Source organism: Ruminococcus flavefaciens (assembly GCF_900119075.1).
Classification (GTDB): Bacteria; Bacillota; Clostridia; order Oscillospirales; family Ruminococcaceae; genus Ruminococcus; species Ruminococcus flavefaciens_Q.
This window is the reverse complement of sequence record NZ_FPIP01000002.1, coordinates 339,473-357,768: the sequence shown is the minus strand read 5'-3', so window position 1 is coordinate 357,768 and position 18,296 is coordinate 339,473. Positions and strand designations below refer to the sequence as shown.

General features: G+C 41.1%; 15 protein-coding genes. 3 read left to right on the top strand and 12 right to left on the bottom strand.

Annotated features, from left to right (window positions below):
- The first annotated feature begins 134 nt into the window (after positions 1-134).
- Complete coding sequence (locus BT105_RS04415; protein WP_072299609.1) at positions 135-5,003, top strand: lectin-like protein; 4,869 nt, start codon at positions 135-137, stop codon at positions 5,001-5,003.
- 350 nt (positions 5,004-5,353) lie between these two features.
- Positions 5,354-6,841: a class I adenylate-forming enzyme family protein gene (locus tag BT105_RS04410; protein WP_072299608.1), complete on the top strand. Its 1,488-nt coding sequence runs from the start codon at positions 5,354-5,356 to the stop codon at positions 6,839-6,841.
- 398 nt (positions 6,842-7,239) lie between these two features.
- Here the strand turns inward: BT105_RS04410 and BT105_RS04405 are convergent, their stop codons facing one another.
- From BT105_RS04405 to BT105_RS04355, 11 genes are all read right to left on the bottom strand, one after another.
- Positions 7,240-8,139, bottom strand: a complete 900-nt coding sequence (locus tag BT105_RS04405; RefSeq protein ID WP_072299607.1) for a hypothetical protein — start codon at positions 8,137-8,139, stop codon at positions 7,240-7,242.
- A complete protein-coding gene (locus BT105_RS04400; RefSeq protein WP_072299606.1) occupies positions 8,132-8,440 on the bottom strand; it encodes a hypothetical protein in 309 nt (102 codons plus the stop codon). The genes BT105_RS04405 and BT105_RS04400 overlap by 8 nt, the downstream gene beginning before the upstream one ends.
- The gene (locus BT105_RS04395; RefSeq protein ID WP_072299605.1) at positions 8,430-9,212 is read right to left on the bottom strand and encodes a leucine-rich repeat domain-containing protein; all 783 of its coding nucleotides are present in this window, start codon (positions 9,210-9,212) and stop codon (positions 8,430-8,432) included. Before BT105_RS04395 ends, BT105_RS04400 begins: the two co-directional genes overlap by 11 nt.
- A gap of 23 nt (positions 9,213-9,235) precedes the next feature.
- Positions 9,236-9,790 (bottom strand): RNA 2'-phosphotransferase, encoded by a 555-nt coding sequence (locus tag BT105_RS04390; protein WP_081367803.1) that lies wholly within the window; start codon positions 9,788-9,790, stop codon positions 9,236-9,238.
- A 275-nt stretch (positions 9,791-10,065) separates the two neighbouring features.
- A complete protein-coding gene (locus BT105_RS04385) occupies positions 10,066-11,268 on the bottom strand; it encodes a hypothetical protein (protein WP_072299603.1) in 1,203 nt (400 codons plus the stop codon).
- The gene (locus BT105_RS04380) at positions 11,261-12,022 is read right to left on the bottom strand and encodes an SDR family NAD(P)-dependent oxidoreductase (protein ID WP_072299602.1); all 762 of its coding nucleotides are present in this window, start codon (positions 12,020-12,022) and stop codon (positions 11,261-11,263) included. Before BT105_RS04380 ends, BT105_RS04385 begins: the two co-directional genes overlap by 8 nt.
- Before the next feature lie 777 nt (positions 12,023-12,799).
- The gene (locus BT105_RS04375; RefSeq protein WP_072299601.1) at positions 12,800-13,828 is read right to left on the bottom strand and encodes a site-specific integrase; all 1,029 of its coding nucleotides are present in this window, start codon (positions 13,826-13,828) and stop codon (positions 12,800-12,802) included.
- An 83-nt stretch (positions 13,829-13,911) separates the two neighbouring features.
- Entirely contained in the window at positions 13,912-14,193 is a 282-nt protein-coding gene (locus BT105_RS04370; RefSeq protein ID WP_242940082.1) for a hypothetical protein, read from the bottom strand.
- Positions 14,156-15,625, bottom strand: a complete 1,470-nt coding sequence (gene mobQ, locus BT105_RS04365) for a MobQ family relaxase (protein WP_278289561.1) — start codon at positions 15,623-15,625, stop codon at positions 14,156-14,158. Before mobQ ends, BT105_RS04370 begins: the two co-directional genes overlap by 38 nt.
- Before the next feature lie 121 nt (positions 15,626-15,746).
- Positions 15,747-16,076 carry a DUF3847 domain-containing protein gene (locus BT105_RS04360; protein WP_072299599.1) on the bottom strand — a complete coding sequence of 110 codons (330 nt, stop codon included), beginning with the start codon at positions 16,074-16,076 and terminating at the stop codon, positions 15,747-15,749.
- A complete protein-coding gene (locus tag BT105_RS04355) occupies positions 16,073-16,390 on the bottom strand; it encodes a helix-turn-helix domain-containing protein (RefSeq protein WP_143186546.1) in 318 nt (105 codons plus the stop codon). The genes BT105_RS04360 and BT105_RS04355 overlap by 4 nt, the downstream gene beginning before the upstream one ends.
- 590 nt (positions 16,391-16,980) lie before the next feature.
- On the opposite strand from BT105_RS04355, the gene BT105_RS15415 reads away from it, so the two are divergent.
- A complete protein-coding gene (locus BT105_RS15415; protein ID WP_072299597.1) occupies positions 16,981-17,175 on the top strand; it encodes a BRO family protein in 195 nt (64 codons plus the stop codon).
- A gap of 271 nt (positions 17,176-17,446) precedes the next feature.
- Here the strand turns inward: BT105_RS15415 and BT105_RS04345 are convergent, their stop codons facing one another.
- Positions 17,447-17,899: a hypothetical protein gene (locus BT105_RS04345; protein WP_072299596.1), complete on the bottom strand. Its 453-nt coding sequence runs from the start codon at positions 17,897-17,899 to the stop codon at positions 17,447-17,449.
- Between the last annotated feature and the right edge of the window lie 397 nt (positions 17,900-18,296).

Here is an 18,296-nt window from a genome sequence, read left to right as displayed (position 1 = left end):
AAAAATCAAAACTAACAGGCTTTATCATTGACAATTTGTATAAAACAGCATATAATTTACATATATTGTTTTATTGCCGTATGACAATATAAAAAACTACTCACCAATCCTATCATCAAAAGGAGGTAATTACAATGAAGCATAGTTTTTTCAGAAAAAAAGCTAAGAGAGCAGTATCATTATTGGCAGCAGCTTCCGTAGCGGCAGGACAGCTTGCAACGACAACAGCCCTTAATGTAACAGCGATAGATACAGCTCCGAATGCTGAAATTTCCCCTCAGAAAACTCTCTGGTGGGGTGACGAAAAGCCAACAACGGATACTGCTGTGATCTACGGCGACGCAGACGGCAACAAATCTGTCAACGCTGTTGACGCTTCCCTTATCGCCAGATATGCTGCAAAGGGAGATATCAGCGACATCGATCTCAAGGCAGCCGATGTTGACCTTGACGGAAAGGTCACGATTCGTGACGCAGAGTTGGTATTAAAGGAATATCAGCTTGTATCAACAAGCAAGAATGAGAGCATTTTGCCTTATACAGGCACGATCGAGTGGAAGTACTACCCAAACCCCGACAATTATGAGGTATTCAATGACGGCATGACATGGCAGGAGGCTGAGGAATTCTGCGAGAGCCGCGGCGGTCATCTTGTTACTATCACTTCCGAGCAGGAGCAGCTGGTAGTTGAGTCTATCCTCAGAGAAAAGTCTGATATCAAGAACAACTACTGGATAGGTCTTAAATTAAATGATGAAAAGCAGTTCGGCTGGGTAACAGGTGAAGCTTTAGATTACACAAACTGGGACGAAAAATATAACAATCCGAATAACCTTGACGGTCAACAGGACGCTGTTTTGCTTTACGGAGTTAAAAACGATATCTCCGTAGGAAAATGGGACGATATAAAAAGTGACGGAACATACGAAAATTACAGCTTCTACGGTACTCAGAACTTCGGATTTATCTGCGAGTATAACAATTCTGCCGCAGAGTGCAAGGAATGGACAGACGGAGCAAGCCTGCCGAAGTCGGGAGCTTACAAGCTCATGTGCGATGTTGATACATCTTCGATAAGTGTCAGCGATTTCCTTGACCTTGATCTCAATGGTCATACTGTAAATATGTCGAATATTTACATAGACAGCAGAATGAACATCAGAGACAGCTCCGCCGAAAAGACAGGTACAATCAATGAAAAATCAGGCGGCAATCTCTTCACAGTATACGGTACCCTCAATATATACGGCGGTACATTCAACGGTAACGACCAAGGAAATGACAGTGCGACCATAGGTATCAACGGCAGCGGTAACTTCAATCTGTACGGCGGCGTCGTTACCTCGTACTACAGCAATCCCCTTTCTCTCAGAACCAGCAGCGGTGTGACCAACCTTGTGGGCGGTACTCTCAAGAATACCAGCAAGCACACAACAAAGGAACATTCTGTAGGCTGTACGATATGGATGAATACAGGCTACTCAGGTACTGTCAACATTACAGGCTCTGAGGTGATTTCCGATATTGATTCAGCTATTTATACTCAATCATCATCAGGTACTATCAACATCTCAGGCGGCAAGCTCATCGGTGACAGCGAATACGGTATCAACTGCACAGGAAAAACCGCTGTCAATCTCCAAAACAACATCAGTATTAAAGGTAAAAAAGGCGGTATCCACCTTCCTGAAGGACATAAGTTAAATATCACAGGCACTATAACTTCTGCCGATACAAGTATATACGCAGAGGCTTCGGGCGTAATAACCGACGGTCTCTCAAAGTTCGGTCAGGCTTCTCTGGTGTCAGGATACCTTGGCAATTTAGGTGTTAACGGTACAGTTACCTTAAATGAGGATAACGAGCTTTATTTCACTGTGACAGACGCAGCAGAAACAACAACCACCACAACTACTACATCTACAACTACCGCAACCTCCACAACATCTGCAACAAGCTCTGAATCAACAACTTCTACAACTTCTACAACTTCTACATCAACTACATCTTCAACAACAACCACCACAGCAACAACCACTGCCACAACTACTACAACACTTGGTCCGCTTCCCGATAAGAACCACTATAAGGTATTCGCGGACGCAATGACATGGGAAGAGGCTGAGGAATACTGCCGAAGCGTCAACGGACACCTTGCTACACTCACTTCTCTTGAAGAGCAGGCACAGATCACAAATCTTCTTACAGAAGCAGGTCTGAGCGAATGCTGGTTAGGCGGTAAGCGTGACGAAAACGGTGAGTTCGGCTGGATCACAGGCGAGCCTATGGTATATACCAACTGGAGCAGCGGCGAGCCAAATAACCTTGGCGGTCACGAGGACTATATCCATACATACAGCTCAGGTCAATGGAACGATCTCCCCGGCGGCAACAGAAAGTACTTCATCTGTGAATGGGAAAATGTCTCCGAAAGACCTGCTGATATTGATGAAAAGCCTGCACGTCTTGATATCAAGGGCGAGCTCAAGGTAACTCCTATGACAAAGCAGGAGGTTATCGACGCAGGTATCGATATTTCGGGCGATGACAACTTCAACAGCTTCAAGTACTCTATCGAGGCTGATTTCGACGCAGCAGGCGTTGTTATCGACAGAGTAGTTGCATACAACAATAACGGTTCTTCTTCACGCGAGCACGTTGTAATCACTGTTGGAGGCGGCGAAGGCGTTGTTCTCACTACAGGCAGACCTACATACGTTCCGGGACTGGGCGCTTATGTAGTGCGCACAGAAACAGTTGAAGAAGAAATGTACATGATAATCTACGGCAAGAGCAAGTGGCTCAAGGAATTCTATGACGTTCAGCTCATCGTCGTAAACAATGATACACAGACTCTTACAAACTGTTCTGCTACACTGAATTACCCTGAGGGACTTACTCTCGTAAAGGGCGATCTTAAACAGGATTTCGGCGACCTTAAGCCAAATGAAGTAAAAACTGCCGACTGGTATATCCGCGGAGACAAAGAGGGCGACTACGACCTTACAGCAGACTTCGCAGGAAAGAACAGAGGCGAAGAATTCAAGTATACATTTGAGTCAAAGGATTCTCTCCACGTATATTCAAGCTCGGCTCTTAAAATGACAGTTGAGCTTCCAAGATATTCTTACTACAAGGAGATGTACCCTGTAAAGATCAAGCTTGAAAATGTTTCGGACAAGCCTATCTATGATCTTGAAAATGTTATCACAAGAATAGAGCAGGGTTCTGACGCTACTCTCTACCGTGCTTACAGAAACAACAATTTCCAGCCTGTAGCTACAAAGCACATGGATCTCATGGACAAGAGAAATGCTGCACGTATCGAGGTAGATGAGCTCGCTCCGGGTGAATCAGCTGTTATCAAGCTGAATATCAAGGATCTCTGGAAGTCGGTATATGAACAGTACATCGGCACAGAGGAAAGAAACGCTCACTATTACCGCACTCTTCTTGCAGCTTCGCACCGTCCCGAACTTCTCGGCGATTACATTTTCAACTGTTTCTACGAGCGTGCTTTAAGCGAGATGCCTGTTGAGCATATCCTCAATAACGTATCAGTAAGCTTCGCAGGTTCTGATATGACAGTTCCTTACGAAATCAAGATAATCGATAACGGTACTCCTTCAATGGGCGGTATCCACGTGGTAGGTACAAACGCAGCATTCAGATCACTCAGCAGCGCATTCTACAACGACAGATTTGATTCAAGAGCAACCTACACTTCATTCAGACAGAATTATGTATTGACCTGCTGTCTTGCTTCAACATCAAGCAGTTCAGGCAGCTATTCAGCATACAGACAGAATGTTATTCACGAGCTCACCCTCGGTTCACCCACGTTAATAACTTATCCTGTATCATTAATAGCAATAATCCCTCCGTCTCCCGATGTTACCGCAACCGTTTATGTTGAGGAACCTGACGGAACAAGAAGACAGCCTGCTCCTTCAGAGGAAGGCAATGTTTCAGATACAGCAAGCAGCAAGGTATTTGAGATATCCGAAATAAATGGTATCGCTCCCGACGCTGACGGCAAGATCACTGTAACAGGTGAGACAGTTATCATGCTCACTTCAAACGAAACAGGCAAAAAAGGCATTCTCCACGTTGATTATTCAGACGGTACCAAGGAAGAAAAACAGATAATCAGCGTAGCAGAACACGAGTGCAGCTCTACAGGCAAATTCACACTCGTTGTTCCTCCAAAGGACGGAGAATCAGGTGTTGCCGTTAAGGTATGCGATATCTGCGGCGACATCGTCGACAGCATCAGCATCAATCCAAACGCTGTCGCTATGCTCAGCAACAAGAAAACTTATGCAGATATCAGAGTTGCAGTTGAAGACGCTGTAAAGGAAGGTCAAAAGACTGAGCTTTCACTCTTCGGTAATGTTAACGTAACTTCTGACATTACTATCCCTGATTACATCAGCGTGCTTATTGCTCCCGAAACAGTTATTACTGTAAAGGACGGCTGCAAGCTCATAGCAAAGGGCGAAGTAAAGGATTTCAGCGGCTATGATTACGATCTCAGCGGCAACGGTCCTATTACTGCTGCGGCAATCACTACAACAACAGCAACTAATACCACCACCACAACTACTACTACAACAACTGCTGCAGCAACTTCTGATAAGACATCATCTGAAGCAAATGAAATGTCTGCTGCTGATCAGCTTCTTGTTAAGGAAGCTATAACAGACTTACAGAACAAGACAGGAAAAATGGTAGGCGTTACATCTATCAAAACAACTGAGGACGGCAAACGCGAGATCATCTTAATGGATAATGAAGATAATGTACTCGATACATACATCATCGATCCAGAAACAGGCAAAGGAACAAATGCCGCAGGTGAAGCAGTTGAGCTTCCTCAGACAGGTAATAACTCCATGTCAAATATTCTTATAGCATTCGGCGCAGCTATGATGATCGTATTCGGTCTTGCTGCGATCGCAAAGTCGGAAGTTCTCGCTCCACGCAAGAAAAATGAAAAGTAAGACCTGAAATGCAAAGGACTCTGTGTTAAACAGAGTCCTTTCTTTTGCAGCTTTCTCTTTCAATTATGGTGCGCTCCTCGCTCTGATACCGATACATCTTTACAGCGGAGAGCTTGACCGCAGCAGCACTCCATTGAAAAAGAAAATCAATCGCTGATTCTTCTATATTTACTATCCACTGCATATGATCGTGATTTTTATAATCACTTCTTGACAAAATGATTGCTCAATGATATAATGTAAACGTGTTGTGTGCAGATACTGCTATATAATGTTTGATTGAGTGTGGGAACTTAATCAATCCATAGACACATAGCTTAATCAGCACAAATATCTATAAAGGAGCTAAAATGAATAATACCATTCTTAGCGTAATTTCTGGTTACGCAGTTGCAAAATCCAATCGAATTGCTGTTATATCAAATAAAGAACAGCTTACATATTCAGAATTCTGGAAAGAAATCTGCAGAGCAGCTCATTTTTTCAGAGAAAACGGCATAAATAAGGGAGATTTGGTCGCCATAAAAGCTGCACAGAGTTCGAGCTATTTAATCTGCTACTACGGATTACAGCTTGCAGGCGCTGTTCCATGTGCTCTTGAACAAAATATGCCATCAAGTTCAACAGTACAAGTTTCCTTAAAATTGAAAACAGTCGCTGTTATTTCCGAAAGAATTGCCATAAATGATTTACCTGATAATCTGAAATATTTCTCAATGCAGGAAATTCGTTCAAAAAGCAGCTCACTTGCAGATGACATGAGCGGTCTTGAATTTCCGTCTGAAAATGACACACAGATCATCATGTTTACAACAGGTACAACAGGCGCATCAAAGGGTGTTGAAATTTCATTCAAAGCAATGGGTGCATCTGAACAAAAAATCGCTGATTTCCTTGATATGAAGTACTACGCTGAGCATGGTGTGTTTATTACCCCTACTCCGCTTAATCACGCAAAGGGAATATGGGAAACAGGAGGAATGCTCCGCAGCGGAGGAACAGTTTACATCCTTCGTGGAATGGCTGATTTAAAGGCATACTTCAAGGCACTTGACTATCCGTGTGAAAAATTGGTCCTTTCACTTGTTCCCGCAAATCTCAGAATCCTTATAACTATGGTACCTGATGAATTCGCAAAATATGCTGACAAAATAGGCGACATCAAGCTCGGTACAGCACCATTGCTTGAGCATGACAAGGAGCTTTCAATGAAATTGCTCCCAAATACTAATTTTCACAACGCATACGGTTCATCTGAGGCAGGTATTCTCTCAAATCTTGTTTTCAATAAACATAAAGGTCTTGAATACTGCATAGGACAGCTTTTGCCGAATAATGAAGCAATTGTTGTAGATGATGAGCGTAAGCCAATAAAATCATCTAAGGAAAACATGGGCAAACTTGCATTCAGAAGCAATTCAGTAATGAAAGGCTACTACAACGAGCCTGAGCTTACAGCTGAAATTCTTGAAGACGGAATAGTCTATACAAATGATTTCGGCTATGTTGATGAAAACGGCTTTGTATTTGTAAAAGGACGTGCTGATGATGTTATCAACACAGGCGGACTTAAAGTTGCGCCGGAGGAGGTTGAGTCAGCCGCTATCCGCATTGAAGGAATAAAGGATTGTATCTGTATCGCAGAAAAAAATGAGCTTTACGGCAATTCACTTAAACTTCTTGTTGTAATGAAAGAAAAGGGCACTATGGATGCATACGAAATCCGCCGTCAGCTTTCACACAGCCTTGAGCCTTACAAAACTCCTAATAAGATCGAAGAGGTTGATGAGGTTGCAAGAACCTACAACGGAAAGATGAACAGAAAATTTTACAGATAAGATAATTATATCCTGAATCCGTGAGACTGATTGCCTGAAATGGGCTCCCCCCCCCACACGGATTCAGGCTTTTTAATGCGTTATTATCTGAACAAAGAAATACTGCAAATTTCATGTAAATCCCACCATTATAAACATCCCTTACACAGCCAAAAGAAAACGGCATATAGCCATATTCCCCTATACTTACAGCTTTTACGGACATAAAAAAGAACCCTTATTTTGTATTAAAATAAGGGTTCCGATATGTAAGTTCATCTCTAAAAAGATGACACCCGAAAACAGCTATTTTTCGGACTTTGTCAAAACAATCATATCATCAAAATATATGTAAAACTGTTTTGGGCTTTGTGATTCAAGCTCCATGTGTAAATGACACATGGAGCTTTTTGTTTTATTCAGAACAAATCCAGCATACTGTCGAGATAGATCTCTTCACGGACAGTAAGCTGATATTCCGGCTTTGTGAGATAATAAAGCAGGAATTCAAAATTGACTGCACTTCCCAGTCCCCTGCCTTCTATTTTGAAATTAGAAAAACCGAGGGGCAAATATGTGTTGATTATGTCATCTATACTGATAAATCCGGGATTTTTCATCGCCTTTGAAAAACGATATCCGTCCTTGGCATCCGGTGCCGTACAGATGTGCTCGGGACAGTTTTCTCCGAGATTTTTCCGGCTTACATTTTCGTAGCAAGCTTTTCTGTCTGTGCAGTAAAACGAGCAGCATTCATTGCACAGAAATTCCACTTTATCTTTCTGAACCTGTGATAGTGTATCAAGTTTACTGAACATCTTATTCAGCCTGAAATCAGGAATAACATATTTAAAATCACTCCGTTCTGTTTCCTTTAAAAACTCATCAAAATCAGTCTGAACCTTTGTAGTCGAGGAAACGAAATAAAGATCGGGATAATTATTTTTAATATGTTCAAGCAGAAGATCAGAATAGATTATCACACCGTTCTGTACACCTTTGCTTCCGGCAAAAAGCTCACACAGGGCATTGCATTTCCTGTCGGTGAGATGTTCAGGTTTTAAAAGCGAATTGCTGAAAGTGAGCCTTGAAGAAATATTGTATTCATTCATAAGTGCGAGCACATCTTCAGCTTCATATTCGCCGAATCCGACACGTCCTCCGCCCCAGATACAGTCAGCGGGAGCACCATAGACAGATGCTATTTCGCACCAGTCATAGAAGTATTCACGGTGCTCTCGGTACAGCGGCAGAAATACACTATACAGGTCATAGAACTCAAACAGCCCAGGAAGATGAAAATAAGCTTTATCAGTCATTGTTTTTCTTCACGCACTTATTCATTGTTTCATTAGCTTCTTCATCCCAGACCGTTCTCTCAGGACCGAGAGTGCCATACATCGTGTTTTCAAAAGAATATATACTCTTGCCTGTTTTGATAAGTCTCTCGTTGTCGACATCATCGCTGAATGTACCGAGACGGGCGTAAATATCCTGAGTAATCTCATAATCATACTGCTCACGCCCCTCACGGCTGGTGTACATTATTTCCGCAAAGTATCGTTTCGTATCATTATCATAGTAAGCTGTCCAGTTATTGCCTTGTTTTTTATTTTTCATAACTCTTATCCTTTTCTTCCAAAAAGCTTTGATAAAATTCTGGCGTTATTCGCTTACCTTCCAGAATGATCTCGCAGGTGCTGCCGCACTTATCAGACACCAATGTTGCCAGCCATTCAGGGAGAGATTTATCTTTTGGAAATTCGCCGTATAATTCAATTTTCTCAAGTGTGTCGCAGCCTTGCAGTGCAGCTCTTCCAAATGATCTCAGACTGATTGGCATACGCAACGTTTTTAAGTAAGAACAGTTCAAAAATGCCTCGAACCATATCTCCTCAACATTCTCGGGAATACTGATCTCAGTCAGCGATGAACAGCCTTGAAATGCATTATGTATTATTTTCTTCAAAGCAGACGGAAGCTCCACTGTATGAAGTGATTTACAGTCTGAAAATGTATATTCACCAATACTCGTTAATACTGACGAAAGCTTGACCGATTCCAGCGATGTACACCCTGCAAATATCATACGACGTATATCCTGTACGCTGTCGGGAAGTTCTATTGCACGAAGTGACTTGCAATCGCGGAATGCACCTTCATATATAGTCGTGACACCATCGGGAATACGTATTTCCTTTAAATTCTCACAGCCAAGAAATGCACAGTAGCCAATGGTTTTCAAACTTTGTGGCAGAGAAACAGATTCCAGTTTCTTATAATTTGATAATTCCAAATACCCAATATCAGTTACTCCCTCAGGCACATCAATATGGCTCGCCTCAGGAAATCTTCTGTTTATTGGCGTGTCATAGCTGCGGTCGTCCCACATTGTTTATTTCCCCTTTACACACATTATTTACTGTATCCTCTTTCACAAATATACTTCACAGGTACTTCTTCTGTACACCAGACTTCATTCTCAGTTACTCCGAACGTGTAGCCGTCACGTGCCATTTCCGAAGCAGCAATTTTCAGTACTACGGGAGTTTTATGCCAACGCTCGGCTGACTGCCATGCTTTGCCTATATCAGCCTGCATATGTACAGCGTGGCGCTTCATTTTCTTTATAGCTCCGCTTTCTTCGATAGCTTCAAGTGCCTTTGTTGTAGTTCCGTGATAGAGAAACTCAGGCGGTTCACAGTAATTCAGTTCAGGCTCTACCCTAGGGATAGAATGTCCCTGACAGCACTTGATCTTCTTATGCTCGTCGTCAAAGCGGTATCTGCCCTTTTTATCGGCAGATACTATGCTTTCCAGCATAGTGCGGTCAATATGGTATTGGCTGTGACGATTAATGCCGCTTATGAGCTGTTCAACCGATACCCAACCGTGTTTATCCATATCGAGTTCCGCCTTTTCAGGCTGATGACGCAGCAGTAAGCAAAGATATTTTGATATTTCGTCCATTTGCTTCATAATTATTCTGCATCTCCCTTCTGATGTGCTGCTCTTATTATATCAATTATACACCTTACACGTTTCAAAATCAACTACAAACCAAGTATATAATAACACAGCTCACCCGTGAAGGGCGAGTTTCTTTTGTACAAAAAACGGACAATCGGACGCGCTTCTAATAATAGCAATTTCAGAGTTGTAAAAAGCACCTGTCTATTTGGATCTATATTCAAGCAAATTCAAAAAGAGATGCATTTTTCAGTACAGCGTCAGAATGCTGATCATCACTTCAAATAATGATGATATGTTGTGTTCAGATGGTCACCGACTGTGACCATACCGATTATATTTTTACCGTAAGATACGACGGGAGGCACAAAAATGAGGTCGGTAAGCCTGTACTCACCGTAATCAGTGGGTATATCGACCCTTGTCAGATTTGTTATGCTCAGATCCTTGGTATTCTGCCCGTAGCCCAGTATTTTCGCAAGCCTTTCCGTGATTTTGCTATGAAAATATCCTGCAAATTCCAGATTTACAGCATCAACCAGTGTAGGTTCAAATGCACTCATAAAACGCAGTACGAGGTATTTATAATTTTCATCGCTCAGCTTTTTCTTCATTGCTCTGTCAATAACAGCAGCATTCTCAGCAAGCGTCTTTCCCTTGTCATACCTGTATATGACAGCTATACCCGTTGCCTGATTGCTCATTGTTCTGTTGCCGTCCTGTCTGCCGTCTACTGCAAGTCCTATCTCCTGCGGCTGCGGTATATCCTGTATCATTTCTGCGATAGTATATGAAGTAAAGCCTATCTTGTTTGCTTTGCATTCTTTAAGCTTTTGGCTGAGCTCGCTGCTCTCAGTCACAACGTTTTTCACCGTTGTTTTATGTGACTTCCAAAAGCTTTTATACGCCGTTTCCATATCATCAAAGCCGAAGATCCTACGCTGCTTCCGCCATTTCCTGTTGTACACCTTCGTTAATAATGAAGCCAGAAAAGACAGCTTTGATGTGTTCGGTAGTGTCTCGTTGTTCAGCAGTTTTATTTTGCGATACTCGCATTTTTCGCCGCTGAGGCTTTTCATAAATGCTTCAATGAAGTAGCAGAGAGACTTTCCGTCGCCGCCAAGATGATGCATAAGGAAACAAAGCTTCATTTCATGGGCATTGTCATAAGAAACAAAACAGCGCAGGAACTCCCCATTCTCTAATCTGAACCTTATGCGTTCCTGCTCCTGTATCAGCTCTTCGAGCTTGAAATCACGAAAAACTATGCGGTTCATCGGATCCCCGCAATTATCATAAAAAGCATCGCCCTTCTGGTCTATGACCACCTTGCAGTTAAGTATCTCAAAGGCTTGAGCAGCAGCTCTAAAGGCTTCTGTCAGTTCAGCTTCACTGGCTTTACCGAACACTTTTATCTGCATAGCTATCATCATATTCACATCAAAAAGGTCGCCGCGCTCTGTCTCTATCTTATACATAATCCCTTATCCCATACATCCATATTTTCATAAGCAGCTTCTGCGGAAGGATCTTGCTGAGTAAGTGCTCGTACTTGACAAAAAGCGTGCAGACTGACATATCCTTCCCCTTTGCGGAATCACGGAGTGCCTGAACTGCCACTCTGTTAGGAGAAACAAGTCCCGGGAACTTCACAGGCTTGCCTTTGTATTCCTTGCTCAGCATATCAGTGTCTATCCAGCCGGGGCATACTGCTGTACAGATTATGCCCTTGCTTTTAAGCTCCACATTCAGTGAGCGTGTATATGACCGCACAAATACCTTGCTTGCCGCATAAAGGTTTATGTACGGCACAGGCTGGAATGATGAAGCTGAGGATATATTCAGTATCCTTGCTCCCTTTGACATAAAAGGTATCGCATAATTACACAGCAGACATACCGCTTTGCAGTTCAGGTCTACGGTCTTAGAAATATATTCATCTGAAAACTCACAGCTTTCGCCCATATCTCCCATACCTGCATTGTTGATAAGGAGCCTAATATCAGACTTCTCTGCATTGATAAGTTCTTTCAGTGCAGCCAGATCATCAGCCTTGCACAGATCGCATTTAACTGCCCGCACCTTATCCCCGAACTGTTTCTTCAGCTTGTCCAGTTTCTCAGTATTTCTTGCAACTGTCCATATCTCGTCCACTTTTTCTTTCAATACTTCTCTGACAAATTCCAGCGCGAGACCTCCAGTAGCTCCTGTAATAATCGCAATTGACGCCATATCCCATATATCCTTTCGTTTTCGGAGTTGTAAAATACCACTGCTTTTCTTAATTATAGCATACCGCCAATAATATGTAAATACATAAAAAAGAACCGCCACATGACGGTTCTTAGTACAAAAAGAATTCAATTATTACAGTTAAAGACCAAGTTTGTTTACTATCCACTTACTAAACAGCTTTCGATTTGCTCTATCATTGTTATGATACCAGTCGTTTGTTATTAGATAACTATGTCCCTGACGATTGACAGTTATAGATGAAAACATGGTCGAAGTAAACATAGACGGAAATCCCATTTAATGATTTATCGCAGCCTTAAGGCTGCGGTATTTGGCTAATATACGTTGTTTTTGGAATATTGTAAACCTCGGTTAACATAAAATTCTATGATATTCAAAAACACACCCTGATATTAGGCGGTAGAATAGGAAAAAAATAACACAATTGATGTATAATTGATGTATAAATCCAAATTTTGGCATATAATCAAAAAATATAACTGCTCGCAAGATGATACGAAATCAATCCTGTGAGCAGTTCTTTTCATTCGATAAGCTCTTGTATTTAGGGAAAAATAAAAGGCACTATATTTTGCAATATAGTGCCAAAATTCTGGTTGCGGCGGCTGGATTTGAACTTTGCCCCAACTATATAAACCGCCTGAAATCAGGCATTTAATAACCTATTTTGTGTGATGCGTGTGATTTTGAATGGGAAAAAGTAATTCGTGTGACGCATTTACTTAGCTATATATCGTCGTTTACGCCACTTCATCAAGGATTAAGAACTATTCCGTTGAAATATCCGTCTATAATCTTATCAATTTTCTTGCGTTCAGAACTGAATGTCTGCTGATATACAGACTTCAATACACTGTCTGTAGACCAACCTCCACGCTCCATTGCATACTTATCCGGAATGCCAAGCATTAACATTATTGAAGCATTTAAATGACGAAGATCATGAAAAGACATTTCAATACCGTGTTTTTTCATAAGCCTTGTAAACCTGCTGTAAAGAGCTTTCCTTGTAAGCGGTACAATAAAGTCCTCACCGCTTTTATGCGGAATCGCCATTATCATATTATAGATATATTCAGGCAATTCGAGCTGACGCTGACTCTTTTCGGTCTTACAGCCTTCACGGACTTTCAATCCCTCATCGGTACGGATAACTGTACGCCTGATCTTAGCTCTGTGAGTATCAGGATTTATATCTCTGAACTGCAATCCTATGACTTCGCCAATTCTCAGGCTGAGCCAGGCTGCAAGCAAAACAGGCAATTCAATTTCTGAACCTTTAACGATATTGAATACTTCTTCAAATGATGGTAATTCTTTTTCCTTTTTTCTGATTTTCGGGAGCTTGATACTGTTCAGGTTAATATCCGTATTAAACATTTTCAGGACAGATTTCAAAAGGCCATACGCATTTTTTATTGTCTTGGGACTAAATTTCTCAGCTTCAATGTTTATTGCCTGCTGAATATAGATAGGCTTTATGTCCATGACATTAATGTCCATTATAGATTTAAAGCGGTATTTCAATACCTGATTATAGTCACGGATAGTTGTTTCTTCAAGGACAAATCTGCGGCTGTCAATGTACATTCTCATCGCTTGTGCAATGGTCATATTAGGATCAAAAACCTGATCTACATAACCAACATATTCAACAGCGAGTTTTAATGCTTTCCATTCTTCATCAGCCGTGAAAGATTTTACGATACGCTTACCGTTTCTATCGTGTCCTACAACTACCTGTACTCTGTAATTTCCCGAAGGGAGTCTTTTTGCTTTCATAATATCATTCCTTTCCGAGCTGCGGAAGGTGATATCAAACTATAAATAGTATACCACCTTCCGTGTGATTTGTCCAGTGTTTTTTACATTGCAAGAAGCTCGTCAAGCTCCATGCTGTTCACAGTAAGAAAATTATCGATTTTTTCAAGTGTGATGTTTCGTGCGTTCTTGTCATAGTCCCTGAGTGTTCGCTCACAAACTCTTAAATAAGCTGCAAGTTCGGTATCAGAAACATCTTTAAGATTCTGCCAGTAACGTATCTTACACCATATCTTTTTGTAAATAGTGATTCTTTTTTCCTTTTTCATAATTACATATCCCGTCCTTTCATTCCAGTTCATAAGTGCGTTTCTTCTGCACTTCATGTTGTTTGTCTTCGTACTTTGCAAGCCTGTCGATGTTGTAGGCTATGGTTTCCATTGCAGAAACATCTTCGGCAAGCCTGTCGATTTCTTTGAGCTCATTCTGATGTGCCTGTTTGAGTTCGGCAAGTTCTTTTTTCCATGCTTTCGGAGTTATCTTCTTATCTTCAAGAGTTTTGCTGAAATGCTTCTTAGCATCTTCAAATAATGCGATCTCTCCCCGATGTTCGTTGTAGAACCTGTCCTTTTTCTTCGGTTTTGTTATGGACTGCCATTCCTGATAAACAGCCTTATTGTTTTTGTAATACTCATAGTTTCTGAGCAGTTCGTCAAGTACCTTGATCCTGCTCTGCTGTTTTTTCATGTTTTCTTTGTGAGTCCTTAGTTCTTCCAAAGTCTCTTTATTTTTCTCTTTCAGTTCAGCCAATGTCCTGATATTGTGCCCCTGCACAAATGCGATAAGATGTGACAAATCTCTGAGCTTTGATGCCTTCCTTAATGTTGAGAGAGTTATGCCGCGAACCTGACTGAATTCGATACCGTTTTCATGAAAACGCATAAGCATTAATGCAAGGCTGTCTCTTTGAGATATCTCTCTCATTTGCACAAGTCTGTTGTCAATTGCTTCAAGCTTTCTGAGGAGAGCATTGATTTTGTAGTTTATGACTTTTATCTCACGATTGGTATCGCCCTTGATAGTTCGTTTGCCTTTACGTTCCATTTGTGTGGCGGCAACTCCCATGTGGATCGTCGGCTTTATAAGTTTTCCTTGTCTTGCATAAGACCTGTGATCTACTGTATCGGTGATGTTTCTCTGAACAAGAGAATCATTGATATAATCAGCCCAGGCTTTTCTCCATTCTTCAGCTTTCTCACGGCTGTTCCAGTCTGTAGTCTGAACCGTATGGCACTTGTAAGTCCGTTTCTTCTTATCATAGATCTTGTTCCCGTTTTTATCGAGAACATATTCTTTACGCTGCTTGTCGGCCCATGTTCCGTCCTCATTGAGTGGTCGCATTGTCAGCATAATATGAGCGTGAATGTTTTTCTGTTCACGGTTGGGATCATGGATACAGATATCCGCACACATTCCTTTATCGACAAAAGTTTTCTGTACAAACTCATGTGTAAGAGCTATACATTCTGACTGTGATAATTCATTTGGGAGTGCGATTTCTACTTCCCTTGCAAGCTGTGAGTTCTTTGATTTCTCAACAGCTTCAACCGCATTCCATAATGTGGAACGGTCTGCGTATTCCGCAGGAGCATTTGGCGGCAATAATATTTCGTTGTGAACTACTCCGCCTTTGCGTGTGAAGTCATGCGTCATTCCGTCATAATCGTTGTGAAGCTTTTCTCCTGCACGGTATGCTGCTGCGGCTACGGCAGATTTTCCTTTTCCGCGGCTGATAATTTTTATTGAGCAATGATAGATTGCGATATTATCACCGCCTTTTCAGCCTCGCAGAGCGCACATACCATGTAAGTGGTATATAAGTGCGCCCTTGGTACCAAGGGAAGCAGTATTGCTGACCTCAAAAACCGCTTTTTCAGAATTATTCATCAGTATTGTCATGAAAATAAGCTCCTTTCAGATCAACAGGCAGGCTGCTGAATGCTACTCTCAGAATGTGCTTTATCTGATCGTTGGAATATGATTCAGCGTCGGGGAGAATACTTTCAAGGATAGCTCCCCGTTCAATAAGTCGGTGAGTACGGCTGCGGCGTTTTTCTTCTTTGTATCTGTTCCTTAACAGCTCTATGCGGTGCGCTTTCTGTGTTTCTTTTTCAGTCAGCTTTTTCAGCTCAGCTTCGATAGCTTCTCGTTCCGCAAGTGCTCTCTCATAATCGCTTTCAATATTGATAAGTTTGGCTTCTTCGTTCATAAATCTTCTCCTTTCTGAGCGTTGTTATCGATCCAGTCAACAATTAAGGTTTCATATTCGTGAATTGGAATGTCACAGACAGTATACTCGGCATGATCTATCCTGCCGTGTTCATTTCTCGGATACCGCCGCCGCAGATATCCAAGCTGTTCCAGTTCTTTTAAAGCTGCCGAAATAGCAGTTTTGGATTCCTTATGACAGTGAACAAGACCGTCGATAGTGAATCTCCAGTTATCAGGCAATGTCATCATGTGGGCAAGCAAGCCCTTTGCTTTCAGAGACAAGTCCTTCCTTATGAGGAACTCCCTGTCCATAGAGACATAACCTTTCCGTTTGACTTTTAAAATTGGCATAGCATCATTCCTTTCATTTTTTTACGTAATACACGTATGTAAAAGTGCTCTCACTTTTTAAAGCCAAAAAAGTGCAGGGGGTATGCGTTTTATTTTTGAAAAAGATCATTTTTTCTCTTTTTTGAACAAAACAGATATTCAAAATATGTAAAAAATGGAAACAACAATTTTTACCTCCTACTTTTAAAGGTAAAAAATAAGTGAGTTGATACCCCCTCTCTGAATTCTTTTGTATTATGACTCTCATTTTTAAAGCCGAAAAAAAGAGGCAATGGACGAAAAATTTTTTGAGAAAAATGAAGTTTTTACATTTTCTCTCTTTTCTATAAAACACGAACGTGAAAATATGGAACTTTTTATCTCTGCCATTTTACCCTCTACTTTTAAAGCCAAAAATTTCAGGATTTAACACCCTGGAATTTAAAAAAGAATTGAGTTTTTCCTCAAATTTCTCTTTTTTGAACAAAACTGCCTCTAAAAAACATGGGACTTTTTATCAGTGAATTTATGTCTCTCACTTATAAAGCCGATAAAACAACGGGGTGCTAACCATGAATATATATAAAATTAAGATGACAGAACGAATCGTTCTGTCAGGTCAGAATTGTTCGGCAATTTTTATTAACGAGACCGGCTTATATAACCTTGTACTTTCAAGTAGACTGCCAATAGCCAATAGGTTCAAACGCTTGGTATCAGTAAAGGGATGCCCAAAATGGTCACCCCTTCAAAACATTGTGAAATAGCCAAATTACACTGTGGCTTTACTTTTTTGATTCAATTCGTCTCAGTTCTTTTTACAAAAAATAGCTCCCTTGTCAGGAAGCTATCTGGTCGAATATTGATGACGGGATACTTTGTCCCGCCATAGAAATTAGTATATCAAAGGTCGCAAAACGTGACTACAGGAAATATGGGCCTAATTATGTTTGACAAACTGTTTTATCGCCTTTGTGAGGGCATAAAAAAACACCTGCCGAAGCAAGTGCTTTGTGAATGTTCTATTTTTCTGTATTATTACAGCTTGATTATCTTGTTTTCATTCGCAATGAGATAATCATAAAGCCAATGACACAACCAATCATAATGCTTGGAAATCCATGCATCTATTTCTTCTGATTCAGTAATCCATTCTTCTGGGTAATCGAAATTATCTGCATATTGAGGATTCTGATAATCATGCATTCCTTTTGAAATCACTGCGGCAAGTTCTGTTTCTCCCACTTGTAAGAGGTAATTGACAGCTTTCTCAACATTTGCCGGAGAGATCGCTTCATAAAATGTCCATACGCCACTACGTTCGGAAGTTCCAAACCAGCTTGATACAATCAGAAAAGCATTAACCATTGGATTTTCCGTTGTTTCGGCATCAGAACAAAAACACTGGAAAAAATCAGATTCTATCTCAAAAAAGTGCTTATAATCTAAAGTCTTTAGTCTTTGGTATAATTGCGCTATGTCATAAAGCATATCCATACCTCCTCAGATGGTATTTATCAGAATTATAGCACAGCAGGAAGAAAAAGTCAATCAGAAGGAATCAATATCAGCCTGTTTGGCAACCTCATGCCAAATGTCACGCATGTATTTTCCTTTTTATGTACTGTTAGCTTAAACTGAGTCCTAAAACAGGACTACACAGCAATTACACAGCAATGGTGCAGCAGGTGTGTAAAATAAACTTCGATATATAGGAGATTACACACCATGTGCAGCATACACACCGATTTTTAAATCCAGATTAAAATCATAGACTGCCATGACACATGGGGTAACGAAACGTTACGCTATCCATAATCAATGGTGAACAAAACGTTCACCGTACCCATTTATAAACGAAAGCCTTTTATGAAGGCAAGTGTTGAAA